The 24,065-nt window shown below is 59.9% G+C and carries 24 protein-coding genes; 15 read left to right on the plus strand and 9 right to left on the minus strand.

All coding sequences use genetic code 11. From position 1 onward, the window contains the following. Positions 1–92 precede the first annotated feature (92 nt). A complete protein-coding gene (locus LPQ25_RS01360) occupies positions 93–953 on the minus strand; it encodes a LysR family transcriptional regulator (RefSeq protein WP_004151421.1) in 861 nt (286 codons plus the stop codon). A gap of 97 nt (positions 954–1,050) precedes the next feature. On the opposite strand from LPQ25_RS01360, the gene LPQ25_RS01365 reads away from it, so the two are divergent. The 8 genes from LPQ25_RS01365 to arnF all read left to right on the plus strand — a co-directional run bounded on the left by LPQ25_RS01365 (position 1,051) and on the right by arnF (position 9,329). Then, positions 1,051–1,557: a phenolic acid decarboxylase gene (locus LPQ25_RS01365; RefSeq protein WP_004181483.1), complete on the plus strand. Its 507-nt coding sequence runs from the start codon at positions 1,051–1,053 to the stop codon at positions 1,555–1,557. 396 nt (positions 1,558–1,953) lie between these two features. Then, positions 1,954–3,093 carry a UDP-4-amino-4-deoxy-L-arabinose aminotransferase gene (arnB, locus tag LPQ25_RS01370; RefSeq protein WP_002921037.1) on the plus strand — a complete coding sequence of 380 codons (1,140 nt, stop codon included), beginning with the start codon at positions 1,954–1,956 and terminating at the stop codon, positions 3,091–3,093. A gap of 1 nt (position 3,094) precedes the next feature. Continuing rightward, entirely contained in the window at positions 3,095–4,078 is a 984-nt protein-coding gene (gene arnC, locus LPQ25_RS01375) for an undecaprenyl-phosphate 4-deoxy-4-formamido-L-arabinose transferase (protein WP_014906821.1), read from the plus strand. Further along, entirely contained in the window at positions 4,075–6,060 is a 1,986-nt protein-coding gene (gene arnA / locus LPQ25_RS01380; protein WP_014906822.1) for a bifunctional UDP-4-amino-4-deoxy-L-arabinose formyltransferase/UDP-glucuronic acid oxidase ArnA, read from the plus strand. The genes arnC and arnA overlap by 4 nt, the downstream gene beginning before the upstream one ends. Next, the gene (arnD, locus tag LPQ25_RS01385; RefSeq protein WP_009308746.1) at positions 6,057–6,959 is read left to right on the plus strand and encodes a 4-deoxy-4-formamido-L-arabinose-phosphoundecaprenol deformylase; all 903 of its coding nucleotides are present in this window, start codon (positions 6,057–6,059) and stop codon (positions 6,957–6,959) included. The genes arnA and arnD overlap by 4 nt, the downstream gene beginning before the upstream one ends. Beyond that, entirely contained in the window at positions 6,959–8,614 is a 1,656-nt protein-coding gene (arnT, locus tag LPQ25_RS01390) for a lipid IV(A) 4-amino-4-deoxy-L-arabinosyltransferase (RefSeq protein ID WP_014906823.1), read from the plus strand. The genes arnD and arnT overlap by 1 nt, the downstream gene beginning before the upstream one ends. Further along, positions 8,611–8,949 carry a 4-amino-4-deoxy-L-arabinose-phosphoundecaprenol flippase subunit ArnE gene (arnE, locus tag LPQ25_RS01395; RefSeq protein ID WP_002920864.1) on the plus strand — a complete coding sequence of 113 codons (339 nt, stop codon included), beginning with the start codon at positions 8,611–8,613 and terminating at the stop codon, positions 8,947–8,949. The genes arnT and arnE overlap by 4 nt, the downstream gene beginning before the upstream one ends. Beyond that, a complete protein-coding gene (gene arnF, locus LPQ25_RS01400) occupies positions 8,949–9,329 on the plus strand; it encodes a 4-amino-4-deoxy-L-arabinose-phosphoundecaprenol flippase subunit ArnF (protein ID WP_002920863.1) in 381 nt (126 codons plus the stop codon). The genes arnE and arnF overlap by 1 nt, the downstream gene beginning before the upstream one ends. On the opposite strand, the gene LPQ25_RS01405 is transcribed toward arnF, so the two are convergent. Next, positions 9,326–10,375 (minus strand): AI-2E family transporter, encoded by a 1,050-nt coding sequence (locus tag LPQ25_RS01405; protein WP_004145147.1) that lies wholly within the window; start codon positions 10,373–10,375, stop codon positions 9,326–9,328. The genes arnF and LPQ25_RS01405 overlap by 4 nt on opposite strands. A gap of 133 nt (positions 10,376–10,508) precedes the next feature. On the opposite strand from LPQ25_RS01405, the gene LPQ25_RS01410 reads away from it, so the two are divergent. Further along, on the plus strand, positions 10,509–11,729 hold the full coding sequence (locus LPQ25_RS01410; RefSeq protein ID WP_004173981.1) for an MFS transporter: 1,221 nt from the start codon (positions 10,509–10,511) through the stop codon (positions 11,727–11,729). Here the strand turns inward: LPQ25_RS01410 and LPQ25_RS01415 are convergent, their stop codons facing one another. Both LPQ25_RS01415 and LPQ25_RS01420 read right to left on the minus strand, forming a co-directional pair. Then, positions 11,730–12,287, minus strand: a complete 558-nt coding sequence (locus LPQ25_RS01415) for a DcrB family lipoprotein (protein ID WP_002920861.1) — start codon at positions 12,285–12,287, stop codon at positions 11,730–11,732. It lies immediately after the preceding gene. Positions 12,288–12,360: 73 nt separating this feature from the next. Beyond that, a complete protein-coding gene (locus LPQ25_RS01420; RefSeq protein WP_002920860.1) occupies positions 12,361–13,026 on the minus strand; it encodes a 7-cyano-7-deazaguanine/7-aminomethyl-7-deazaguanine transporter in 666 nt (221 codons plus the stop codon). A 206-nt stretch (positions 13,027–13,232) separates the two neighbouring features. Here LPQ25_RS01420 and tusA point away from each other — a divergent pair, with 206 nt between their 5' ends. Continuing rightward, complete coding sequence (gene tusA, locus LPQ25_RS01425; protein ID WP_015875218.1) at positions 13,233–13,478, plus strand: sulfurtransferase TusA; 246 nt, start codon at positions 13,233–13,235, stop codon at positions 13,476–13,478. A gap of 103 nt (positions 13,479–13,581) precedes the next feature. On the opposite strand, the gene zntA is transcribed toward tusA, so the two are convergent. Both zntA and LPQ25_RS01435 read right to left on the minus strand, forming a co-directional pair. Continuing rightward, the gene (gene zntA / locus LPQ25_RS01430; protein WP_014906826.1) at positions 13,582–15,792 is read right to left on the minus strand and encodes a Zn(II)/Cd(II)/Pb(II) translocating P-type ATPase ZntA; all 2,211 of its coding nucleotides are present in this window, start codon (positions 15,790–15,792) and stop codon (positions 13,582–13,584) included. A 78-nt stretch (positions 15,793–15,870) separates the two neighbouring features. Then, positions 15,871–16,497: a lysoplasmalogenase gene (locus LPQ25_RS01435; RefSeq protein ID WP_014906827.1), complete on the minus strand. Its 627-nt coding sequence runs from the start codon at positions 16,495–16,497 to the stop codon at positions 15,871–15,873. Positions 16,498–16,647: 150 nt separating this feature from the next. Here LPQ25_RS01435 and LPQ25_RS01440 point away from each other — a divergent pair, with 150 nt between their 5' ends. Further along, complete coding sequence (locus tag LPQ25_RS01440; RefSeq protein ID WP_004173989.1) at positions 16,648–16,998, plus strand: DUF2500 domain-containing protein; 351 nt, start codon at positions 16,648–16,650, stop codon at positions 16,996–16,998. 13 nt (positions 16,999–17,011) lie between these two features. Here the strand turns inward: LPQ25_RS01440 and LPQ25_RS01445 are convergent, their stop codons facing one another. Next, positions 17,012–17,287 (minus strand): DUF1145 family protein, encoded by a 276-nt coding sequence (locus LPQ25_RS01445; protein WP_002920822.1) that lies wholly within the window; start codon positions 17,285–17,287, stop codon positions 17,012–17,014. Continuing rightward, complete coding sequence (rsmD, locus tag LPQ25_RS01450) at positions 17,277–17,873, minus strand: 16S rRNA (guanine(966)-N(2))-methyltransferase (RefSeq protein WP_002920820.1); 597 nt, start codon at positions 17,871–17,873, stop codon at positions 17,277–17,279. Before rsmD ends, LPQ25_RS01445 begins: the two co-directional genes overlap by 11 nt. Positions 17,874–18,055: 182 nt before the next feature. On the opposite strand from rsmD, the gene ftsY reads away from it, so the two are divergent. The 4 genes from ftsY (at position 18,056) to rpoH (ending at position 22,422) form a co-directional block, all read left to right on the plus strand. Beyond that, a complete protein-coding gene (gene ftsY / locus LPQ25_RS01455) occupies positions 18,056–19,579 on the plus strand; it encodes a signal recognition particle-docking protein FtsY (protein WP_004173992.1) in 1,524 nt (507 codons plus the stop codon). 2 nt (positions 19,580–19,581) lie between these two features. Then, positions 19,582–20,250, plus strand: a complete 669-nt coding sequence (gene ftsE / locus LPQ25_RS01460) for a cell division ATP-binding protein FtsE (RefSeq protein WP_002920817.1) — start codon at positions 19,582–19,584, stop codon at positions 20,248–20,250. Then, on the plus strand, positions 20,243–21,298 hold the full coding sequence (ftsX, locus tag LPQ25_RS01465) for a permease-like cell division protein FtsX (protein WP_002920816.1): 1,056 nt from the start codon (positions 20,243–20,245) through the stop codon (positions 21,296–21,298). The genes ftsE and ftsX overlap by 8 nt, the downstream gene beginning before the upstream one ends. Positions 21,299–21,567: 269 nt before the next feature. After that, positions 21,568–22,422 carry an RNA polymerase sigma factor RpoH gene (gene rpoH / locus LPQ25_RS01470; RefSeq protein ID WP_002920815.1) on the plus strand — a complete coding sequence of 285 codons (855 nt, stop codon included), beginning with the start codon at positions 21,568–21,570 and terminating at the stop codon, positions 22,420–22,422. Positions 22,423–22,474: 52 nt separating this feature from the next. Here rpoH and pdxR read toward each other — a convergent pair whose 3' ends face one another. Beyond that, positions 22,475–23,998 (minus strand): MocR-like pyridoxine biosynthesis transcription factor PdxR, encoded by a 1,524-nt coding sequence (gene pdxR, locus LPQ25_RS01475; RefSeq protein ID WP_015875217.1) that lies wholly within the window; start codon positions 23,996–23,998, stop codon positions 22,475–22,477. Between the last annotated feature and the right edge of the window lie 67 nt (positions 23,999–24,065).

Genomic DNA, 24,065 nt, shown 5'->3' on the forward strand with positions numbered 1-24,065 from the left:
TCATACTTTGGGAGTAACCTGGATCAATATTGCGCCGGAAAGTATAAGAAAATCGTATCATTACGCCCAGGCGACCAGCGCCGCCTTACCCCTCAGGGCGTCCGGAACAACGCCAGCAGCGTGGCCACCTGTTCGTCGATCGGCGCCAGGTCCCGCTTGACGATCAGATGCAGCGGCGTCGCGCGGCGCGCGCCATGGCTGAGGGGCAACCGCTTCAGCACGCCCTGGTCGAGATGGGGGCGAATGCGCTCCTCCGGCAGCCAGCCGAAGCCGACCTGATACATCACCGCATCAATGGCGGCATCAATGGTGGAGAAGGTCCAGGCGTCTCGCGGCGCCTGGCTATCGCCGCCCTGATCGGCAATGCGCACCAGCGGCCACGGCGCCAGCGCGCTATCCTCCAGCGGTCCGTCCAGCGCGGCGAGAGGGTGGTCGCGGTGGGCGACGGCGATGAAATCAATATTCATCAGCCACTCCCCGCGGCCGGTAATATCCTGGCGGCGGGTCAGCACCATCACATCGGCTTCCGTCCGCGCCGCGCTCTCGTCATCCAGGTTTTCCAGCACTTCGGTGAGCCTGACCTGGGTCTGCGGATAGCGCTGCTGAAACTGGCGTAAAATCGCGAACAGCCGCTGGCGCGGGAAAATACTGTCGACCACCAGATCCAGGCGGGTCCGCGCCCCGTTGCGCAGAGTGGCGGCGTGCGTCTCGACGTAGGCGAAGGCCTGCAGCAGCGGCTTGACCTGATTCAGCAGTAGTTCGCCAGCCGGCGTCAGCACCGCCCGCCGGCCGGACGGCGCCAGCAGCGCCACGCCTAAGCGCTCCTGCAGCAGCGCGAGGTTATAGCTTACCGATGACTGACTGCGATTGGTCTCCTCCGCCGCTCTGGCAAAGCTCCCCAATTCCACTACCTTTTCGAGTAACGCCCACTGCTCCAGGGTTGTCTTGTGCATAATCAATCTAAAATTTGAATGTATTTAATCCAAACATAGCGTTATTCATTCATTTTTTAAAGACGTATGCTGTCCTCAACAAAACAGAGGAGAATAAATGATGAGCACTTTCGACAAACATGACCTCAGCGGCTTTATCGGTAAACATCTGGTCTATACCTACGACAACGGCTGGAACTACGAGATTTACGTCAAAAATGGCCACACCCTCGACTACCGTATTCACAGCGGCATCGTCGGCAATCGCTGGGTGAAAGATCAGGAAGCGTACATTGTGCGGGTGGGGGAAAGTATCTACAAAATCTCCTGGACCGAACCGACCGGCACCGACGTCAGCCTGATCGTCAACCTGGGCGACAAACTATTCCACGGCACTATTTTCTTCCCGCGCTGGATCATGAATAACCCGGAAAAAACTATCTGCTTCCAGAACGACCATATTCCGCTGATGAATTCGTATCGCGATGCCGGCCCGGCCTACCCGACGGAAGTGATTGACGAGTTCGCCACTATCACCTTCATTCGCGACTGTGGCGCGGATAATGACGAGGTCATTAATTGCCCGGCGAGCGAATTGCCTGCGGATTTTCCTGCAAATTTGTAATTCAGCAGAAATAACTTTGTGATCTGCGCTAACTTTTTGTCATTAAGCGTGACAATGACAGAATAATAAATTGTGAACTGGTTTAGTTCTCGTTTAATTTCAACTATTGCGTTCCTGTTCTCTTTTTCGTGACAGGAACGCTCCTCCGTCAAATTTCTGCCATAAAAAACTCCTATCATACTGTTTATTAAGAATTTATTTCTTATTCCGAAGAAATATTAATTTCTTAATATTATCCTAAGCAAGGTCGACTACATTAATAGTGGTCGAGATACCCTGAAATGGAATGCCGTGCTGAACTCACTTCATTTTAATTTCGTTTAAGTCCGCAGGCGCAGGATATTTTATTCTAACGACCCAGATTCGTGCGTGGGTCATCTACAGAACAGGATGATGATGAGCGATTTTTTGCCTTTTTCGCGCCCGTCGATGGGCGACGCAGAGCTGGCTGCGCTGCGTGAAGTTTTAGCGTCGGGCTGGATCACCACCGGGCCGAAGAATCAGGCACTTGAAGCGGCATTCTGCCAGCTGACCGGCAACCGTCATGCGATTGCCGTCAGTTCAGCGACCGGCGGGATGCATGTGACCCTGATGGCGCTGGGTATTGGCCCCGGCGATGAAGTCATTACGCCGTCCCAGACCTGGGTCTCCACTCTCAATATGATCTGCCTGCTGGGCGCCACGCCGGTGATGATCGATGTCGATAACGACAATCTGATGATTACCCCTGCAGCGGTGGAAGCGGCGATCACCTCGCGTACCAAAGCGATAATTCCCGTGCATTACGCCGGGGCGCCAGCCGACATTGACGCCATTCGCGCGGTGGGCGAGCGCCATGGCATTTCGGTGATCGAAGACGCCGCCCATGCGGCCGGTACCCATTATAAAGGCCGCCACGTGGGCTGGCAGGGGACCGCCATTTTCTCGTTCCACGCGATCAAAAACATGACCTGCGCCGAAGGCGGGCTGATTGTCACCGACGACGACGAGCTGGCCTCCCGCATCCGTAGCCTGAAATTCCATGGTCTGGGCGTGGACGCTTATGATCGCCAGACCCACGGCCGCGCGCCGCAGGCGGAGGTGATCACCCCGGGCTTCAAGTACAACCTTGCCGATATTAACGCCGCTCTGGCGCTGGTCCAGCTGGAAAAACTGAGCCACGCCAATCAGCGCCGGACCGAGATTGCCCAGCGCTACCTGCGCGAGCTGGCGGACACGCCGTTTAAACCGCTGAGCGTCCCGACATGGGATCACCAGCACGCCTGGCATCTGTTTATCATCCGCGTCGATGAGGCCGCGTGCGGCATCAGCCGCGACGCGCTGATGGAAAAGCTGAAGGCGATGGGCATCGGCACCGGCCTGCACTTCCGTGCGGCCCATACGCAAAAATATTACCGCGAGCGCTTCCCTGAGGTTTCCCTGCCGAATACCGAATGGAACAGCGCCCGCATCTGCTCTCTCCCGTTGTTCCCGGATATGACCGATGACGATGTCACTCGCGTTATCTCCGCACTGCGCCAGTTGTCAGGACGTTGATATGCTTACTTACCCTCCCGTGAAGAAGGTCTCGGTGGTTATCCCGGTTTATAACGAACAGGATAGCCTGCCGGAACTGCTTCGTCGTTCGGATGCCGCCTGCGCCACCCTGGGGCGGCAATATGAAATTCTGTTGATCGACGATGGCAGCAGCGACGATTCCGCGCGCATGCTCACCGAAGCCGCCGAGGCGGAAGGCAGCCACGTCGTCGCCGTGCTGTTAAACCGTAACTACGGCCAGCACTCGGCGATCATGGCCGGCTTCAGCCATGTAACCGGCGATCTGATTATTACCCTCGACGCCGACCTGCAAAACCCGCCGGAGGAGATCCCGCGGCTGGTGGCGAAGGCTGATGAAGGTTACGACGTGGTGGGCACTGTCCGCCAGAACCGTCAGGACAGCATCTTCCGTAAAACCGCGTCGAAGATGATCAACCGCCTGATCCAGCGCACCACCGGCAAAGCGATGGGCGACTACGGCTGCATGCTGCGCGCTTACCGCCGCCATATCATCGACGCCATGCTCAACTGCCATGAGCGCAGCACCTTTATCCCGATCCTGGCGAATACCTTCGCCCGGCGCGCGGTGGAGATCCCGGTGATGCACGCCGAGCGCGAATTCGGCGACTCCAAATACAGCTTCATGCGCCTGATCAACCTGATGTACGACCTGGTGACCTGTCTGACCACCACGCCGCTGCGTCTGCTCAGCATTTTCGGCAGCGTGATTGCCCTGCTGGGCTTCGCCTTCGGCCTGCTGCTGGTGGTGCTGCGTCTGGCCTTTGGCCCGCAGTGGGCGGCGGAAGGGGTGTTTATGCTCTTCGCCGTGCTGTTCATGTTCATCGGCGCCCAGTTTGTCGGTATGGGCCTGCTCGGGGAGTATATCGGCCGCATCTATAACGACGTGCGCGCCCGCCCCCGCTACTTTATTCAACGTGTTGTTCGCCAGCCGGAAACGGCATCTAAAGAGGAAGATCGTTCATGAAAGCCGTAGTCTTCGCTTATCACGATATGGGCTGCACCGGTATCCAGTCCCTGCTGGACGCCGGGTATGATATCGCTGCTATTTTCACCCACCCGGATAACCCTGGCGAAAACCATTTCTTTGGCTCCGTGGCGCGCCTTGCCGCCGAGCAGGGTATTCCGGTGTGGGCGCCGGAAGACGTGAACCATCCGCTGTGGATTGAGCGTATCCGCGAGATGAAGCCGGACGTGCTGTTCTCCTTCTACTATCGCAACCTGCTGGGCGATGAGATCCTCAATCTGGCGCCGAAAGGGGCGTTCAACCTGCACGGTTCGCTGCTGCCAAAATATCGCGGCCGCGCGCCGCTGAACTGGGTGCTGGTCAATGGCGAAAGCGAAACCGGCGTCACCCTGCACCGGATGGTGAACCGCGCAGACGCTGGCGATATCGTCGCCCAGCAGGCCGTGGCGATTGGCGCGGATGACGCCGCCCTGACGCTGCATCGTAAGCTGTGCGCCGCCGCCACTGAGCTGCTGAGCCGGGCGCTGCCGGCGATCCTCGCCGGCACCACCGATGAGCGTCCGCAGGATCACAGCCAGGCAACCTATGTGGGGCGTCGTACCCCGGAAGATGGCCGGCTGGACTGGGAGCTGCCGGCGCAGACCCTGCACAATCTGGTGCGTGCGGTCTCGGATCCGTGGCCGGGCGCCTTCGGCTACGCCGGAGCGAACAAGTTTATCGTCTGGAAATCCCGCGTTCGCCACGATTTGCCAGCAGCTAAACCGGGCACCGTGATCTCCATTGCGCCGCTGATCGTCGCGTGCCAGGACGGGGCGCTGGAGATTGTCACCGGCCAGACCGAACGCGGCGTGTACATGCAGGGCGCTCAGCTGGCGCAGGCGCTGGGCCTGGTGTCCGGGGCGGTGATCAGCAGCAAACCGGTGGTGGCGATTAAGCGTCGCACCCGGGTGCTGATCCTCGGCGTCAACGGCTTTATCGGTAACCACCTGACCGAGCGCCTGCTGCAGGACGACAACTATGAGATTTACGGTCTGGATATCGGCTCCGACGCCATCAGCCGTTTTCTCGACTGTCCGCGTTTCCACTTTGTGGAAGGCGATATCAGCATTCACTCCGAGTGGATCGAGTATCACATTAAGAAATGCGACGTGGTGCTGCCGCTGGTGGCCATCGCCACGCCTATCGAATACACCCGCAACCCGCTGCGCGTGTTCGAGCTGGATTTCGAAGAGAACCTGAAAATCATCCGCGACTGCGTGAAATACAATAAGCGCATTATCTTCCCGTCGACCTCGGAAGTGTACGGCATGTGCACCGACAATAACTTCGACGAAGATAGCTCCAACCTGGTGGTGGGGCCGATCAACAAACAGCGCTGGATCTACTCGGTCTCCAAGCAGCTGCTCGATCGCGTGATCTGGGCCTATGGCGATAAGAACGGCCTGAAGTTCACCCTGTTCCGTCCGTTCAACTGGATGGGGCCGCGGCTGGATAACCTCAACGCCGCGCGTATCGGCAGCTCCCGCGCTATCACCCAGCTGATCCTCAACCTGGTGGAAGGGTCGCCGATCAAGCTTATCGAAGGCGGCAAGCAGAAGCGCTGTTTCACCGACATCAGCGACGGTATCGAAGCGCTGTTCCGCATCATCGAGAACAAAGACGGCCGCTGCGACGGGCAGATCATTAACATCGGCAACCCGGATAACGAAGCGAGCATCAAAGAGCTGGCCGAAATGCTGCTCGCCTGCTTCGAACGTCATCCGCTGCGCGATCGCTTCCCGCCGTTCGCCGGCTTCCGTGAAGTGGAAAGCAGCGATTACTACGGAAAGGGCTACCAGGACGTTGAGCATCGTAAGCCGAGCATCCGCAACGCCAAACGCTGCCTGAACTGGGAGCCGAAGGTGGAGATGGAAGAAACGGTCGAACACACGCTGGACTTCTTCCTGCGCACGGTTGAACTGGTGGACGATAAAAATCCATGAAACAGGTCGGCTTACGCATAGATGTCGATACCTTTCGCGGCACGCGGGACGGCGTTCCGCGGCTGCTGGAGCTGCTGGGCCGGCATGGGATCCAGGCAAGCTTCTTCTTCAGCGTCGGGCCGGACAATATGGGGCGCCACCTGTGGCGCCTGGTAAAACCGAAGTTTCTGTGGAAGATGCTGCGTTCCAGAGCCGCCTCGCTGTACGGCTGGGATATTCTGCTGGCCGGCACCGCCTGGCCGGGGCGCCGCATCGGCGCAGGGAACGAAGCGGTGATCCGCGCCGCCGCCGAATCTCATGAAGTCGGCCTGCACGCCTGGGACCACTACAGCTGGCAGGCGTGGAGCGGCGTCTGGCCGCAGGAAAGGCTGGCGCTGGAGGTTGAGCGCGGCCTGCTGGAGCTCGAGCGCATCATCGGCCGGCCGGTGACCTGCTCGGCCGTCGCCGGCTGGCGCGCCGATCAGCGGGTGGTTAAAGCCAAAGAATCCTTCGATTTTCTCTACAACAGCGACTGTCGCGGCACGCGGCCGTTTCTGCCCCAGCTCGGCAGCGGCGTCTCTGGTACCGTGCAGATCCCGGTCACGTTGCCGACCTGGGACGAGGCGGTGGGCACGGCGGTGGATATCGCCGGCTTTAACCGCTACCTGCTGGACTGCATCCATCGCGATGCGGGCGTGCCGGTCTATACCATTCACGCTGAAGTGGAAGGCATTGCCTACGCCGATCAGTTCAATGAACTACTGACCATGGCGGCGGAAGAAGAAATTCAGTTTTGCCCACTGAGCCAGCTGCTGCCCGCTGACTTTAGCGAGCTGCCCTCAGGCAAAGTGGTTCGTGGTGAACTGGCTGGCCGGGAAGGCTGGCTCGGACGTGAACAATTACTGACTTCGGGTATTTGATGAAAAGCATTCGCTATGGCGTCTCTCTGATTGCGCTGTTTGCGCTGTATTATCTGCTGCCGCTCAATTTCCGTTTGCTCTGGCAACCCGACGAAACCCGCTACGCGGAGATCAGCCGTGAAATGCTGGCCACCGGCGACTGGGTGGTACCGCATTTTCTCGGCCTGCGCTACTTCGAAAAACCGATTGCCGGTTACTGGATCAACAGTATCGGTCAGTGGCTGTTTGGCCATAATAACTTCGGCGTACGCTTCGGGTCGGTCTTCGCTATCACCATGACCGCCCTGCTGGTGGCCTGGCTGGCGTGGCGGATCTTTCGTGATAAGCGGGTAGCTATCCTGTCGCCGATTATCTTCCTCACCGCGATGCTGGTGTATGCGATTGGCACCTATGCGGTGCTGGACCCGATGATCACCCTGTGGCTGGCGCTGGCGATGTGCAGCTTCTGGGGCGCGGCGCAGGCGCAGCGCCGCAGCGGCAAAATACTGGGCTACGTGCTGCTGGGCGTCGCCTGCGGGATGGGGGTGATGACCAAAGGCTTCCTGGCGCTGGCGGTGCCGGTGGTGGGCGTTCTGCCGTGGGTGATCGCCCGTAAACGCTGGCGTGAAGTGCTGACCTACGGCTGGCTGGCGGTGATTGTCTGTACGCTGGTGGTGCTGCCCTGGGGGCTGGCTATCGCCCAGCGCGAGCCGGACTTCTGGCGCTACTTCTTCTGGGTCGAGCATATTCAGCGTTTTGCTGAAAAAGACGCCCAGCACAAAGCGCCGTTCTGGTACTACATCCCGTTCCTGATCGCCGGCAGTCTGCCGTGGCTGGCCCTGCTGCCGGGGGCGCTAAAGCGTGGCTGGCTTGAGCGCGATGAGGCCCGCGGCGCGCTGTATCTGTTAGGTTGGGTGGCGATGCCGTTCCTGTTCTTCAGTATCGCCAAAGGCAAACTGCCGACCTATATCCTGCCGTGCTTTGCGCCGCTGTCGATCCTGATGGCCCGCTACGCGCTGGAGGCCGCAAAGACCGGCGCGAAAGCGTTGCGCATCAACGGGATGATCAACCTGGGCGTTGGTTTGCTGGGGCTTATCGCCGTGCTGGTGGTCTCGCCGTGGGGCTTCATGCATAGGCCGGTGTGGACCAAGATTGAGCTGTATAAATGTCTGCTGGCGGCGATCGCTTTTGCCGTCTGGGCGCTGATGGGCTGGCTGGCGATGAAAGACTCTGGCCGCCGCTGGAGCCTCGCCGCGCTCTGTCCGCTCGGCCTGGCGCTGCTGGTGGGCTTCGCCATCCCGGACCGGGTTATCGACAGCAAACAGCCGCAGTTCCTCGTGGATATCGTCAGCGAATCCCTGCAGCCCAGCCGTTACGTCCTGACCAACAACGTTGGGATCGCCGGCGGCCTGGCCTGGGAGCTGAAGCGAAGCGATATTATTATGTTCGACAAACAGGGTGAGCTGAAGTACGGTCTCGACTGGCCGGATGCTCAGGGAAGCTTTGTCAGCCAGGCCGGTTTTGCCGACTGGCTGGCCGCGCATCGTCAGCAGGGGCCGGTCTCGCTGGTGCTGTTGATGGATAAAGGAGAGAGTATGCTCGACTTACCGTTACCGAAACCGGATAACGCCTACGAGCTGGGCCGGGTCGTTTTCCTTCAGTACCTGCCGCAATGAGCGTCTGGATCTGTCTGGTGTGCGCCAGCCTGCTGAGCTGCGCCGGACAGCTCTGCCAGAAACAGGCGACCCGCCCGTCCCGTCGCGGACGGCGGAGTCGCCATATACTCTTCTGGTTGGGGATGGCGCTGTTATGTCTGGGCTGCGGCATGCTGCTGTGGCTGAGCGTCCTGCAGTCTATTCCGGTCAGCATCGCCTATCCGATGCTGAGTCTGAATTTCGTCTGGGTTACCCTCGCGGGCTGGGGCATCTGGCATGAGCCGGTCGCCCGTCGCCACTGGCTTGGCGTCGGGTTGATCGTCGTGGGCATTGTCATTCTGGGGACCAGCGTCTGATGGGCTTTTTCTGGGCATTACTCAGCGTCGGCCTCGTCAGCGCCGCGCAGTTGCTGCTGCGCAGCGCCATGGTGGCCTTGCCGCCGCTGACCGATATTGTGGCATTTCTCCAGCATCTGCTGCATTTCCAGCCCGGGACTTTCGGCCTGTTTTTCGGCCTGCTGGGCTACCTGCTGTCGATGGTCTGCTGGTACTTTGCCCTCCATCGCCTGCCGCTGTCGAAAGCGTATGCGCTACTGAGCCTGAGCTATATCCTCGTGTGGGCCGCCGCCATCTGGCTGCCCGGCTGGCATGAGCCGTTCTACTGGCAATCGCTGCTGGGCGTGGCGATCATCGTCGCCGGCGTATTGACCATCTTCTGGCCGGTGAAACGCCGCTAGCCGGGGAGCCGGCTTTTGGGACGGCCCGGGCCGAGCAGGATCGCCAGCTTGCTGCCTCCGACGGTGGTTTCCATCCAGATTTTACAGACGCTGGTTAACGGCACCGAGAGCAGCATTCCCACCGGCCCCAGCAGCCAGCCCCAGACCAACAACGACAGGAACACCACCAGGGTCGACATCCCCAGCCGGTGGCCCATCATGCGCGGCTCCACCATGTTGCCCAGCACCATATGCACCACCAGAAACAGCGCCCCTACCAACAGGCACTCATAGATGCCGCTGAACAGCAGCGCCTGCAGCATGGGGGGGATAGCGGAGATGGCGGAGCCAATGTTCGGCACATAGTTCAGCAAAAACGCCAGCACCCCCCACATCAGGGCGAACTGTACCCCCATCGCCAGCAGCCCCAGCCAGACAATCAGCCCGGTCCACAGGCTAATCAGCGTCTTCAGCGCCAGATAATGGGTGACGCCTTTCAGCGCCCGGTGCAATCCGGCGATATGCAGGCGCGGGTTATTGAGGGCAAAACGCAGTTTGTAGGGCAGGTGGCGAACCTCAAACAGCATAAAGATCACCGTCATCACCAGCAGCACGATGCTGGCCATCGCCCCGGAAAGCTGGGTCATCAGCGTCGTGGCCCAGGTCATCAGCCGTTCTGAATCCATGCGCCGCAGCATCCGCTCCGGATTGATATGCAGATTAAGGAAGGGGAGATACTCCTGGAGCTGGAGGATCTTGCGCGTCAGGGCGCGGTTGAAATCGGGCAGCATGGCGACAAAGTCATTGAGCGACGCCGCCAGCACGCCGAGCAGCGCGGTGAGCATCACCAGCATCGCCGTCACCACCAGGGTAATGGCGAACGGACGCCGCACCCCGCGGCGAATGAACCAGGTGACCAGCGGGTTGAGAACAATAGCGAAAAACAGCGCCAGCAGCAGCTGCACCAGGATATCGGCGGCGGCGTGGATCCCGGCGAGGATAATCACCAGCGCCGCCAGCTTAAGTAAAATATGAAGCCCGGCTTTATCAGCCTGCGGAGGGGACATAGGTATTCCTTTTATGAGTCGCGCCAGATAAGTGTAGCGGTTCGCCGACTGCTAATATTCCGAAAGGAGGGCTGCTTTTCCGCCGACAGCGTGGTAATAGTGAAAGCTGGTTGTCGAAATCTGGTGGAACCTGATGCCCGAACCCGTCGCCGAACCGGCGCTAAATGGACTGCGCCTCAATCTGCGGATTGTCTCTGTCGTTATCTTTAACTTTGCCAGCTACCTCACCATCGGCCTGCCGCTGGCGGTGCTGCCCGGCTATGTTCATGATGTCATGGGCTTTAGCGCTTTCTGGGCCGGGCTGGTGATTAGCCTGCAATATTTCGCCACGCTGCTCAGCCGCCCGCATGCCGGGCGCTATGCCGACCTGCTGGGGCCCAAAAAGATTGTCGTCTTCGGCCTCGGCGGCTGCTTTTTGAGCGGTTTGAGCTATCTGCTGGCCGCCTGGGGCAGCGGCTGGCCACTGATTAGCCTGCTGCTGTTATGCCTCGGACGGGTGATCCTTGGTATCGGCCAGAGCTTCGCCGGCACAGGCTCGACGCTGTGGGGCGTCGGCGTGGTCGGTTCGCTGCATATCGGGCGGGTGATCTCGTGGAACGGGATTGTGACCTATGGGGCGATGGCGATGGGCGCGCCGCTCGGCGTGCTGTGCTATTCGCACATTGGCCTCAGCGGTCTGGCCGGGGTCATTATGGCGGTAGCGCTGGTGGCTATCCTCTGCGCGCTGCCCCGCGCGGCGGTGAAGGCTGCCAAAGGCAAAGCGATGTCGTTTCGCGCGGTGCTCGGCCGGGTCTGGCCCTACGGCATGGCGCTGGCGTTGGCCTCCGCCGGCTTTGGGGTGATCGCCACCTTTATCACGCTATTTTATGACGCCAAAGGTTGGGACGGCGCGGCTTTCGCGCTGACATTATTCAGCTGCGCATTCGTTGGCGCGCGGCTGCTGTTTCCCAACGCCATTAACCGACTCGGCGGGCTGAACGTGGCGATGCTCTGCTTTAGCGTGGAGGCGATCGGCCTGCTGCTGGTCGGCTTTGCCGATACGCCGATGATGGCGAAAATCGGTACTTTCCTTACCGGGGCTGGCTTTTCGCTGGTCTTTCCGGCGCTGGGCGTGGTGGCGGTGAAAGCGGTGCCGCAGCACAATCAGGGGTCGGCGCTGGCGACCTATACCGTGTTTATGGATTTGTCGTTGGGCGTCAGCGGGCCGCTGGCCGGATTGCTGATGGCGTGGACCGGGATCTCGATGATTTATCTCGCCGCGGCGGGGCTGGTGATGGCGGCGCTGCTGTTGGGCTGGCGGCTAAAAAAACGGCCCCCGGTTAGCGAACCGGAGGCCAGCGCACCAGGCCAGTAATTACTGGATGGTGAGGGTGTTGATGATGCTTTCCGCTTCGGTCTGCGCCTGCTGCTGGTTATCCGCCGGCAGGGTGACCTGCAGGGTCAGCAGCTTGTCATCCACTTTGCCGAGGATCACGGAAGACCAGGCGGTCTGCCCCTTGGCGGAGATGATGCTGTCCAGCTGCTGCAGGGTATGGCCTTTAATCTCCAGCGGTTTATTGCTCACCACCTGCAGCTGCGGGTCGCGGCTGCGCTGCTGATCTTCCAGGCGTTTCGCCAGCACCGCCAGATCTTCATTGGTGCTGTCGCCGACGATGACGATGACCGCTTTCTGGCCGGTAGCGTCAGAGTAGACGTGCATATTGTTCGCCTGGGTACCCAGTTTGCCGCTCTGGTCGGCCATGCCCGCAGGCAGGGTGAAGCTCAGCTTGCCATCCAGCAGGCTGATTGCCTGGCCGCTGGCATTGCTCTCCGCTGCTGCGCCAACGGTTGGCGCTTTTGAATCGCTGTTATCGCAGGCGGCAAGCCCCATCACCAGCAGGCCAATACCGACATATTTAACCAAATTGCGCATTGACATCTTCCTTTCGATAAACGGCCACTAATGGCTCATCCGGCTATCTTAACACATCAGCCCGCGAGTACCTTTAACTCGGCTGTAATGCCGACAAATCAGATTTATCCGCCAGTCTTTTCAACAGCATATTTAACAGCACGCCGTACATCGGCAGGAAGAAAATGATGCTGATAAGCACTTTAAAGCTGTAGTCGACGAGGGCGATTTCCCCCCAGTGGGCGGCCATAAACGGGTCCGGGCTGCGCCAGAAAGCGATAAAGAAAAACGCCACGGTATCGCTGATGTTGCCGAACAGCGTCGAGGCGGTAGGGGCCAACCACCAGCGGCGGCTCTGCCGCAGGCGGTTAAAGACGTGAACGTCGAGGATCTGCCCCAGCGCATAGGCCATAAAGCTGGCGACGGCGATGCGCGCGACGAAGAGATTAAAGGTGCCCAGCGCGGCAAAGCCCTGCCATTCGCCCATGTAGAACAGCGCGGAGATGCCGTAAGAGATGGCCAGCGCCGGGACCATCACCGCGAAAATGATGCGTCGCGCCAGCGGGGCGCCAAAAATTCGCACCGTCAGGTCGGTGGCGAGGAAAATAAACGGAAAACTAAACGCGCCCCAGGTGGTATGGAAACCAAAGATGGAGATCGGCAGCTGAACCAGATAGTTGCTGGAGGTGATGACCAGCAAATGAAATAGCGAAAGCCAGACGAGCGCTTTTTTGCGCTGTACGGTAGTAAACGGATTCATATTGTGACCTTTTTATGCCCGTCATGCTTCAGGTGAATGAGCAATCGGCAGCGGAACGTTGGGGTGAGGGAACCCAATTAAAAACGGCTGCATGATACTGCGTTGCCGGCGTAATGCAATGGTTGTTTTTCGCGCAAACGTTAACCTGGCTTGCGTACTGGCGAGCAGGGGGTAAACTAGGGCCGTTTTATTGACGTGAGACTAAAATGAGCGAACTTTTCTCCACTGCTGACCACACCCTGGATGCCCTGGGACTCCGCTGCCCGGAGCCGGTCATGATGGTGCGTAAAACCGTGCGGACGATGCCGGTGGGCGAGACGCTGCTGATTATTGCTGACGATCCGGCCACCACCCGCGATATCCCGGGATTCTGCCGCTTTATGGAGCATGAGCTGGTGGCCCAGGAAACCGAAGCCCTGCCGTACCGCTACCTGATCCGCAAAAGCCACTGAGCCTCTCCCGGATGGCGGCGCGTAGCGCCTTATCCGGGCTACCCGACGGTCTGGAACCGTAGCCCTGCTAAGCGTAGCGCGAGCAGGGAAGCCGGTATCGATGCTACAACTTCTTACGCAATAACCGCAGCGCGTTAGCCGTTACCAGCACGGTGGCGCCGGTATCCGCCAGCACCGCCAGCCACAGACCGGTCAGGCCGAGCAGGGTGGTGACGAGGAAAATCCCCTTCAGCCCTAAGGCAATCGCGATGTTCTGGCGGATATTGGCGTGGGTGGCGCGCGCCAGGGAAATCATCTGCGCCAGGCCGGTCAGACGGTTATGGGTCAGCGCGGCGTCGGCCGTCTCCAGCGCCACGTCGGTTCCGCTGCCCATGGCGATGCCGATGGTGGCCGCTTTCATCGCCGGCGCGTCGTTGATACCGTCCCCGACCATCGCCAGCGGCGCGTCGGCATTCAGCGCTATCACCGCGTTGACCTTGTCCGCCGGTAGCAGACCGGCGCGGAATTCCAGCCCCAGTTCGCTGGCGATGGCCGCCGCAGCGCGCGGGTTATCCCCGGTAAGGATCACCCCCTGAACGCCCAACTGATGTAAAGCATTCACCGCCTGACGCGCGTCGTCGCGCAGGGTATCGCGCAGCGCCAGAATGCCGAGCAGCGTCTCGCCGCGCATCACCAGCACTACCGTTTGCCCGGCGCTTTCCAGCTGCTGGATCTGCGCCTCATGCTCTGCCGGGGCGGCTTTGCTGGCGGCGCAGATCAGGATGCGGCTGCCGTTGACTTCGGCTTCGATACCAGAGCCCGCCAGCGCCCGCTGGCCGCTGGCAAGCGGAATGCTCAGCTGACGCCGCTGCGCTTCACGGACGATAGCCTGCGCCAGCGGGTGGCTGGAGCCTTGCTCCACCGCCGCCGCCAGCGCCAGCAGCGCGTTGTCGTCAACTTCGGCCGTGGCAATAACCGAAGTCACCTGCGGCTGGCCGACGGTCAGGGTGCCGGTTTTATCGAACGCCACCTGGCGCACCTGGCCCAGCTGCTCCAGCGCCGCGCCGCCTTTGATTAGCGCTCCGCGGCGGGCGGCGACTGCCAGGCCGGAGGTGATGGCCGCCGGCGTGGAGATGACCAGCGCGCACGGACAGCCGATCAGCAGCAGCGTCAGTCCTTTATAAATCCACGGTAGCCAGGCGCTGGCGAAGAACAGCGGCGGGACAATGGCGACCAACAAGGCGACCACCATAATCGCCGGGGTGTAGATCCGGCTGAAGCGGTCGATGAAGCGCTCGATCGGCGCCCGACGCTCCTCAGCCTCTTCAATCAGCTTCAGGATGCGGTCGATGGCGCTGTCGCCCGGTTCGGATATCACGGTAAGCTGCACCAGGCGGTCGACGCTGGTGGCGCCCGCCGCTACCCGTTCCCCGGCCTGACGTTCCACCGGCACCGACTCGCCGGTCAGAGCGCTTTCATCAAAGCTGGCAAACGGCGACAGCAGCTGGCCATCCGCCGGCAGACGCCCGCCGGCAGCCACTTCAATCACATCTCCGGGACGCAGGTCGCGCTGGGCGACGGTTTCCCGCACGCCGTTGCGCAGACGGATGGCGGTGTCGGGCTTCAGCGCCATCAGCGCGCTCACCCCCTGCCGTGCGCGGCTGGCGGCCCAGCCTTCGAGACGCTCGCCGATCAGGAACAGCAGCAGGACCATCGCCGCCTCCGCGGTGGCGCCGATAAACAGCGCCCCGATGGCGGCGACGCTCATCAGCGTTTCAATGGCGAACCAGCTCCCGCTCTTGATCAGGCGCAGCGCCTGGCGGGCAACCGGCCACAGGCCAACCAGGGTGGTGGCAATAAAGGCCAACTGACCGGCAGGGTGGTTGGCCTGCTCCAGCCCCCAGCTCAAGGCCATCATGATAACCAGCGTCAGTAACGGCAGATTGTCGCGCAGCAGCGACCCTCGGGTTTGCTCTGCTGCGGGAGCATCGGCATCGCGCAGCGTATACCCCGCCTGGCGGACCGCGTTCTCAACCTGAGCGCGGACATCGCCCTCGGCGTTAACCAGCAGCTTTTCTGTGGCGAACAGCACCTGGACCTGACTGACCCCGGGCACCTGACGGACCGCGGTTTCCACCTTGCGGGCGCAGGCGGCGCAGTCCATGCCATCTACCTGCCAGCGGTAGCGGGCGTCGCTAAGCGCTTCGGCGGCAGGGGCGGACTCTGTGGCGCAGGCGTGATCTGTACAGCAGCTCTCCGCCGGGGCGGTTGCTGGCCGCATGGTGAAAGACGAGAATTGTGGAACTTTTTTATCCTGCGCGTCTGGAGTCGACATGGCACCCTCCGGGAAATGATAATTTTCTCATTAGCCGTAGGATACACTCTGGAGTCGACTCCAGAGTCAAGGACTAAATTACAGGTACAGCGCGCGCACGATCAGGAAGTGGCCGGCAAAGTAGAACGCGGCGGCGATGGCGTTATCGGCGCGGAAGCGGCGACGATAGTGGCTCACCAGCCACACGGCATTGCTCAGCAGCAGCAGGGCTGCGCCGGCGAAACCGGACAGCGGGGTGTTGGTGGGGCGGGCAAACCACAGCTCGCCGGCCAGCCAGACCATTACCAGCGTCATTCCGATAAAGGTCAGCACCGGCATTTTCATCTCTTCCAGCCGACTCCAGATCACCGCCATTAGCAGGGCGCCGAATACCAGCAGCACCAGCGGCAGCGGCCAGAAGAACGACAGCGTCAGCTGGCTGGCGAACCAGATGGTATACAGCAGATGTGACAGGAAGAAAGCGCCCACCGCGTACATCACCCGCTGGCGCGGCAGCAGGGTCAGGGCGTCGCCGAGCAGCGAGGCGCACAGGCCAGCCAGCACCAGATAGCTGATGGCATTGAACATCGGCGCCTGCCAGGCCAGTAACAGCAACAGAATCAGGGTGACAGGTTTGAAAACCCAGCGTCGCCATGCCGGCCCACGATAGGATGCATCGACATAAAGCCATGCGGAGAAACAGACAGCAATAAATGACCAAAGCATAGTAAGTCCCTGTATCTGTTATCATAAAGAAAGTTACGGATGCGTGATGCTACAACTCAGTGTAGTGGTTTGGCGTAGCAGATGACAATGTTATTCCCGACGCAGTATGCTGATTCCTGATATTTTTTATGGGTAACCTTGATGAGTAAAATGCCCCTCTTTTTTGTTCTGGTCGTCGCGGTGATTGTGGTGGCGGCTTCGTTTCGCTATGTCCAGCAGCGCCGTGAGAAACAGGCGAATGACGCCGCGCCGTTGCTACAAAAGCGGGTTATCGTCAGCAATAAACGGGAAAAAGTGATTAACGATCGGCGCTCGCGGCAGCAGACGGTGACGCCTGCAGGCAGTGAGATGCGCTATGAAGCGAGCTTTCGCCCCGAAAACGGTGGTCTGGAGGTGGTGTTTCGCCTTGACGCGCCGCAATATCACGCGCTGAGCGTCGGCGATCGTGGGATGTTGAGTTATAAGGGCACAGCGTTCGTGGCGTTTACGCCCGATCCCTGAGCCCTTTTCAGGACTATTTTTTCAGCGTCGCCTTCAGTTTTTTCTGCCAGGCCACGAGCTCAAACACGCCGAAAATAAAAATGCGGATTTGCTCAAAGCGGCTCAGCGGCGGCGCCTCTTTCGGCTGCGTCGCCTTGAGCAGCGTCAGCTGCAGACCGTGCATCAGGATCATGAAAATCAGCGCGACGTTGACAAAGATATTCAGCGGCTTCGGGAAGGGCTGAAACAGATTCAATAACAGAAAGGCCCAGACGCACAGCATCAGCAGGCGGCCTAAATTAATCAGCATGGTGCTCTCCTTGGGCCTCACGTTGGTAAAGACGGTAGGCGACCTGTCCGGCCACTTTTTCACGATACAATTGCCAGTTAGCCGGCACCGGCGGTAAGCCGTTTTCGACTTCGCTTTCGACGTACACCAGGGCCTCATCGGCCAGCCAGCCTTGTGTCTCCAGCAGACGTAGCGTCTCCTCCAGCAGCCCCTGACGGAACGGCGGGTCGACGAACACGATCTGGTGCGGGGTCCCCGGCTGGCTCAGGAAGCTGAGGGTGTTGGTGGTGATCACCTTGCCGCGATCCGCTTTCAGGGTGGCGAGATTTTTTTGCAGCTGCTGGGCTACGCCGCGCTCCATCTCCAGCAGCGTGGTGCTGGCCGCATAGCGGGACAGCGCTTCCAGCCCCAGCGCGCCGCTGCCGGCAAAGCAATCGAGGCAGTGCGCGTCAACAATGGACGGCGCCAGCCAGTTAAAAAGGGTTTCGCGAACCCGGTCGGTGGTCGGCCGCAGGCCCGGGCTCTCCGGCACCGGTAATTTACGGCCGCGCCATTGCCCGCCGATGATGCGGATCTGGCCGCTGCCCGCGTGGTTTGGTTTTTTCATCTCTCTGCTCAAGTCTCAACTTCCAGCCTGCTATTCTAGCGATCGACGGCGGTTGACGAAACCTTAATCCGGGGGCGGTGCTGCGAGTTAAGTTAAGTGATAGACTATCCAACTAATTTCATCATTTTTTCAGCTTCTGATGAAGCTGCGCCATGAATAAACAGCGAGGAGTGTGGTCGCAAATGGCAAAAGAGAAAAAACGTGGCTTCTTTTCCTGGCTGGGCTTTGGACAGAAAGAACAGGCACAGGAAACCGAGACTGAGCAAAAAGTAGAAGAACAGCAAGCGGTTGCCGAAGAGATACCGGCGGTTGAAACCCCTGCTGAGCCGAGCGCGCCGAAAGCAGACCCGGAGGCGTTTGCCGAAGACGTCGTCGAAGTGACCGAGACGGTGGTCGAAAGCGAAAAAGCGCACCTCGCGGAGCCTGCCAGCGCGCAGGAAGAAGAGTGGGTGGAAACGCCTGCTCTGACCGAAGAAACGCCTGTTGTTGAACCGGAGCCCGCGGTCAGCGAACCGCCTGAACAGCCTGCGGTGGTTGAGCCGCTGGCGGAAGAGGTTATCGCCGAACCGGTGGTGGCGGAAGCCGTAGCAGAGCAGCCTGTGGAAGGCATCGTTGTCCAGCCGCAGGAGACAGAAGCGCCCGAAGAGGACGCGCCGTTAAGCGATGAAGAGCTGGAAGCGCAGGCGCTGGCGGCCGAAGCGGCAGAAGAGGCGGCGGTAGTGGTGCCGGCGCCCGAGGACGAGGCGCCGCTTGAAGCGCTGGCTCAGGAGCAGGAAAAACCGACAAAAGAAGGTTTCTTCGCCCGCCTCAAACGTAGCCTGCTGAAAACGAAGCAAAATCTCGGTTCCGGATTTATCAGCCTGTTCCGCGGTAAGAAGATCGACGATGATCTGTTTGAAGAGCTGGAAGAACAGCTGCTGATCGCCGACGTCGGGGTGGAAACCACCCGCAAGATCATTACCAACCTGACGGAAGGCGCCAGCCGTAAGCAGCTGCGCGATGCGGAAGCGCTGTACGGCCTGCTGAAAGAAGAGATGGGCGAGATTCTCGCCAAAGTAGACGAGCCGCTGAACGTTGAAGGCAAAACGCCATTTGTTATTCTGATGGTCGGCGTGAACGGGGTGGGGAAAACCACTACCATCGGCAAGCTGGCGCGTCAGTTTGAACAGCAGGGTAAGTCGGTGATGCTGGCGGCGGGGGATACTTTCCGTGCGGCGGCGGTGGAACAGCTGCAGGTCTGGGGCCAGCGTAATAATATCCCGGTGATCGCCCAGCACACCGGCGCCGACTCCGCCTCGGTGATTTTCGACGCCATTCAGGCGGCGAAGGCGCGCCATGTTGACGTACTGATTGCCGATACCGCCGGGCGTTTGCAGAATAAATCGCACCTGATGGAAGAGCTGAAGAAGATTGTCCGGGTAATGAAAAAGCTGGACGTCGACGCGCCGCACGAGGTGATGTTAACCATTGACGCCAGCACCGGGCAGAATGCTATTAGCCAGGCCAAACTGTTCCATGAGGCGGTAGGTTTGACCGGGATCACCCTGACCAAGCTGGACGGTACCGCCAAAGGCGGCGTGATCTTCTCGGTGGCCGATCAGTTCGGCATTCCGATTCGCTATATTGGCGTCGGCGAGCGTATTGAGGATCTGCGTCCGTTTAATGCGGGCGACTTTATTGAGGCACTTTTTGCCCGAGAGGATTAAGAATGATTCGCTTTGAACAAGTCAGCAAAGCCTATCTCGGTGGGAGACAAGCGCTGCAGGGGGTGACCTTCCACCTGCAGCCGGGCGAGATGGCGTTTCTGACCGGCCATTCCGGCGCAGGGAAGAGTACCCTGCTGAAGCTTATCTGTGGTATCGAACGGCCCAGCGCCGGGAAAATCTTCTTCAGCGGTCATGAAATCAGCCGTCTGAAGAGCCGTGAGGTGCCGTTCCTGCGCCGCCAGATCGGTATGATTTTCCAGGACCACCATTTGCTGATGGATCGTACCGTGTATGACAACGTGGCGATCCCGCTGATTATCGCCGGCGCCAGCGGCGATGATATTCGTCGTCGCGTCTCGGCGGCGCTGGACAAGGTTGGCCTGCTGGACAAAGCGAAGAATTTTCCCATTCAGCTCTCCGGCGGTGAACAGCAGCGCGTGGGAATCGCTCGCGCGGTGGTCAACAAGCCGGCGGTGCTGCTGGCGGATGAACCGACCGGCAACCTCGACGAGGCGCTCTCGGAGGGGATTTTACGTCTGTTTGAAGAGTTTAACCGCGTCGGGGTGACGGTACTGATGGCCACGCACGATCTGGGGCTTATCTCCAGTCGTCCGTACCGCGTGCTGACGCTTAGCGACGGCCATCTGCATGGAGGCATTCGGGGTGAATAAGCGCGACGCAATGAACCAGATTCGCCAGTTCGGCAGCAAGTTCGATCGCCTGCGCAACGCCGCGGGCGGCGGCGGTGGCGGGCGCAATGCGCCAAAACGGCCGAAAGCGGCGCCTAACCCGGCCTCGCGTAAGAGCAACGTATTCAACGAGCAGGTGCGCTATGCCTGGCACGGCGCGCTGCAGGATCTAAAAAGCACGCCGCTGGCGACCTTCCTGACGGTCATGGTCATCGCCATTTCGTTGACCCTGCCAAGTGTCTGCTACATGGTCTACAAAAACGTCAGCAGCGCGGCGTCCCAGTATTATCCCTCGCCGCAGATCACCGTTTATCTGGAAAAAACGCTGGATGACGATGCCGCGGCGCGGGTGGTGGGCCAGCTGCAGGCGGAGCAGGGCGTCGACAAGGTAAACTATTTGTCCCGTGACGAGGCGCTGGGGGAGTTCCGTAACTGGTCAGGCTTTGGCGGCGCCCTGGATATGCTGGAGGAGAACCCGCTGCCGGCGGTCGCCATCGTGGTGCCGAAGCTGGATTTCCAGAGCACCGAGGCGCTGAATACCCTGCGCGATCGGGTATCGCGGATCCAGGGCGTCGATGAAGTGCGGATGGACGACAGTTGGTTTGCCCGTCTCTCCTCGCTCACCGGGCTGGTAGGACGCGTGTCGGCGATGATCGGCGTGCTGATGGTGGCGGCGGTGTTCCTGGTGATCGGCAACAGCGTGCGCCTGAGCATCTTCGCCCGCCGCGATACCATTAACGTTCAGAAGCTTATCGGCGCCACCGACGGCTTTATCCTGCGTCCGTTCCTCTACGGCGGAGCGATGCTGGGCTTTTCCGGCGCGTTTTTATCGCTGATCCTGTCGGAGATTCTGGTAATGCGCCTCTCGTCGGCGGTGACCGAAGTGGCGAAAGTCTTCGGCACTCAGTTTGAGCTGAGCGGCTTAGGCTTCGACGAGTGTCTGTTGATGTTGATCGTCTGCTCGATGATCGGGTGGGTAGCCGCCTGGCTGGCGACAGTGCAACATTTACGTCACTTTACTCCCGATTAATAAAAGCGTGATATAATCTTTCCCTGCTGCAATGAGTTCCTGTTCGCAGGGAAAGATACCGCAAGCTTGTTCCCCTTTTCCTGCCCTCACTTTTTCATCGTGGTGTCACATTTTGTGCGTAATTTATTCACACCGTTGCATGGAACTTGTGGATAAAATCACTGTCTGATACTAATGTGAGTGATATTCTCGTTGCTCATGAATGCTGGCATGCTTGTTGCCTGAGGGGGACAAGAACGCGTCAGAAGATATCAATTGAGAGGATTTGAATGACCAAAGAAATGCAAACTTTAGCTTTAGCCCCCGTTGGTAACCTGGAATCGTACATCCGGGCCGCTAACACTTGGCCGATGCTGTCGGCTGATGAAGAGCGGGAGCTTGCTGAAAAGCTGCATTACCAGGGCGATCTGGAAGCAGCGAAAAAGCTGATTCTGTCTCACCTGCGCTTTGTTGTTCACATTGCTCGTAACTACTCGGGCTATGGCCTGCCGCAGGCGGATCTGATCCAGGAAGGCAATATCGGCCTGATGAAAGCCGTGCGTCGCTTCAACCCGGAAGTGGGTGTGCGCCTGGTCTCCTTCGCCGTGCACTGGATTAAAGCCGAAATTCACGAATACGTGCTGCGCAACTGGCGTATTGTGAAGGTCGCTACCACCAAAGCACAGCGTAAGCTGTTCTTTAACCTGCGTAAAACCAAACAGCGTTTGGGTTGGTTCAACCAGGATGAAGTGGAAATGGTGGCCCGTGAGCTGGGCGTGTCGAGCAAAGATGTCCGCGAGATGGAATCCCGTATGGCGGCCCAGGACATGACCTTCGACATGTCGTCCGACGATGAGTCCGACAGCCAGCCGATGGCGCCGGTCCTGTATCTGCAGGACAAAACGTCTAACTTTGCCGACGGCATCGAAGACGATAACTGGGAAGAGCAGGCGGCGAATAAGCTGACTGATGCGATGCAGGGCCTGGACGAGCGTAGCCAGGACATCATCCGCGCCCGCTGGCTGGACGAAGATAACAAGTCCACGCTGCAGGAACTGGCCGACCGCTACGGCGTCTCCGCAGAGCGCGTGCGTCAGCTGGAAAAGAACGCCATGAAAAAACTGCGTGCCGCTATCGAAGCCTGATACGCCATGCCTGCCTGATACCTGGTATCAGGCTCCCCGATAACGCCCCGCCTCAGGTTGGGGCGTTTTGTTTTTCTGCGTCCTCCCGGAGCAGGAGCATCTGCGGGCAGTGCGTCTGCAGGCAGCCGAGTAAGACGCTGAACGCCGACGCCATCTGCTCTTCGGGCTGGCTGGCGAATCCCATCAGTAATCCTTTCTTGCGCGCCGCCGTCAGGTAGTAGCGCGACAGCGGCCGCACCAGAATGTGCCGCGCATTGGCCTCTCTGGCGATCGCCACATCGTCAGCCTCTGCGGGCAAATTGAGGATCAAATGCAGCCCGGCATTATCGCTGAAGTCAGACAGGGCGTACGGCATACAGTGCCGCTGGATAAGCTCAGTTAAAAAGGCGCGGCGACGGCTGTAGAGCAGCCGCATACGGCGGATATGGGCCGAATAGTGGCCGGCGGTAATAAACTCCGCCAGCGCCATCTGGATCAGCGAATGGCCGCCGCGGTAAAGCTCGGCATGGGCGTGCTTCAGGTCGCTGACCAGCGGCCGCGGGATCACCACGTAGCCCAGGCGCAGGCCGGGATAGAGCGTCTTGCTGAAGGTGCCGATATAGACCACCGGGGCGTCGGCGACCAGACCCTGCAGGGCGGGGATCGGCTGACCGGAAAAGCGAAACTCGCTGTCATAATCATCTTCGACGATCCAGCTCCCCTGCTGACGGGCGAGCGCCAGCAGGCGCTGGCGGCGCTCAAGGCTCATCACCGCGCCCAGAGGATACTGGTGGGAAGGCGTAACGAAGATCAGCCTCGGCGCATCGTCAACCGTCTCCGGCGGGCACAGGCCGTTGGCATCGACGGTCAGGGGCTCTGCCCGAACGTCGTTCATCGCCAGCACGTGACGGATCCCCCAGTAGGAAGGCTCCTCCACCCATGCCAGATCGCCGTTATCACACAGCATGCGGGTGACCAGATCGATCGCCTGGTGGATCCCCTCGGTGATAAGAATTTGATCTGACTGACAGTGGACGCCGCGCGACACGCGCAGATAATCCACCAGCGCCTGCTGCAGTTCCGGGGTGCCGCCGTTGCAGCTATAGCTGAGCCGCTCCGGTTTGGGCCGACGGCTGATGCGGGCCTGGATCTTACTGAACAGCGGGTGGGGAAAGGCGTTAACGTCCGGCACGCCGGGTATAAACGCTCCCCACTGGCGCGGGCTGGCGCTGACCTGGCCGAGCAGATGCTGGCCTCGGCGTGAAAGATGCGCCGTCGGTGCTGCGATACTGCTGTTTTCTTGCTGACCTTTAGCCGTCAATGAGCTCTCAGGGGCGGTTTTGGCAACGAATGTTCCGCTTCCCCGACGGGAAACCACATATCCTTCCGCCAGCAATTGTTCATAAGTTGTTAATATGGTGTTTCTTGATACGCCGAGCTCGCCCGCCAGGTCCCGCGACGGCGGCAGACGGCTTTGCGGCGCCAGCGAACCGTCGAGGATCGCGCGGCGCAGCGCGTTATATAAGCGTTTGTGCAGAAGAGGATCCCGCTCTTCCTGCAGACGGACCAGCACCAGGTCACCCACCAGCGAACGCAATTGGATCCCTCAGATATTCAAAATTGGTACTCGATTATAGGGCCAACTCCTGTGTAAATAAACGACA

The organism is Klebsiella sp. KPN54798, assembly GCF_021184225.1.
GTDB classification, from domain to species: Bacteria; Pseudomonadota; Gammaproteobacteria; order Enterobacterales; family Enterobacteriaceae; genus Klebsiella; species Klebsiella pneumoniae.